This window comes from Psychrobacter sp. 1Y4, assembly GCF_051847555.1.
In genome coordinates this window covers 1-1,322 of sequence record NZ_JBPYDE010000073.1, presented here as the reverse complement: position 1 = coordinate 1,322, position 1,322 = coordinate 1, and the positions used below count along the sequence as shown (strand labels likewise).

Below are 1,322 nucleotides of genomic sequence, written 5' to 3'. Positions count from 1 at the left end.
AGCTCGGGGCTGTCATTCTGAGTCAATTCAGCGATCGTTTTTACAATCATGCACATACCGCTTGGTGCTGTCGCTTTATTGACTACGATAAGAGTATGGATAAAATGTTTTAATCCATCAAGCAGGGTGTCTTTTTGCTCGATACAGTCAGCCAAACGCTTGGCGCCATCTGCGGCATAACGGTTTAATGACTCTATAAAGAGCTTATCTTTACTACCAAAAGCGGCATAAATACTACCAGGATGCATATTGATGACGTCTTGCAGATTGCGCATCGAGGTCGCATGATAGCCTTTTTCCCAATAGAGATTTTTTGCTTTTTCGATCACATCCTCACGATTGAACTTTATCGGAGCACTCATAGTTTTTACCTTAATCGCTTCACCTTAAAATCTATTTTAAGGCAAAGTTTGTAGAATCAATATTAGTTGCTGTTTTTAATCACTTTTTATTATAAAGCTTTTTGTGCATCTTTGCTTTGATTAACTGTTTTTATCAAAATTCTGCGGGTAAAGCGCGCGTGCAGCAACTTCATCCAACTCAGTTTTAAAGTCGATGTTTTTAGGAATTTCACGCGCTTTTTGCACCGCAGGACGAGCATCAATAGTGGCAAACCAACGCTTTAGATTAGGATGATTATCTAAACCTGCGTCGCCCAGTACCACCGTTGCCTTGTCTATCCAGCCCCACGCGGAGATATCAGCGATTGAATACTCATCTCCAACCAAATACTCACGGCCTTCTAAATGGGTGTCGAGCACTTCGTAATGCCGCTCAGCTTCACGAAGATAGCGGTTCATCGCATACGGGATCTTTTCTGGCGCCTTGTGCCTAAAATGCACAGATTGACCAGAATAAGGGCCCAGACCAGTTGCTAAAAACATCAACCACGAGAGCATCTCGCTACGATCTTCTGGCTGTCCTGCCAGCAATCCTGTTTTTTCAGACAAGTACATCAAGATAGCAGTAGAGTCGAATACACGTTTGCCATCATCTTCAAGGGCAGGCGTTTTACCATTGGGATTGATAGTGCGGTATTCAGGCGTATGCTGTTCCCCTTTTAGCGTATCGACAGCAACGAGTTCATAGGGCAAACCAGTTTCTTCAAGAAACAGTGCCACTTTCATTGGGTTTGGCGTTTGGTGAAAATAAAACTTAAGCATAATCTTATCCTATTAGGACATAGTCATCTGATAACTATCAAAGGTAGTAGAAAAAATAAAAAAGATTGTAGAGATAGACGTGTTTTCTGCTTATCTGGCAAATACTATAACCGTAATTGAACGTTCGTTCAAGCAATAACTTATTTCATGTTGTACATT

At 41.5% G+C, this 1,322-nt stretch carries 2 protein-coding genes; both read right to left on the bottom strand.

Annotated features, from left to right (window positions below):
- Window positions 1-362 (bottom strand): TetR/AcrR family transcriptional regulator (locus tag ACS8FC_RS14240; RefSeq protein ID WP_439297239.1); only part of this gene is annotated, 362 nt, incomplete at its 3' end.
- Window positions 363-482: 120 nt separating this feature from the next.
- On the bottom strand, window positions 483-1,163 hold the full coding sequence (locus ACS8FC_RS14235; RefSeq protein ID WP_439297238.1) for a glutathione S-transferase family protein: 681 nt from the start codon (window positions 1,161-1,163) through the stop codon (window positions 483-485).
- Between the last annotated feature and the right edge of the window lie 159 nt (window positions 1,164-1,322).

What these genes read in the sequence shown, in the direction of transcription:
- ACS8FC_RS14235 (WP_439297238.1), bottom strand. Translation starts at nt 1,163, where the DNA reads ATGCTTAAGTTTTATTTTCACCAAACGCCAAACCCAATGAAAGTGGCA.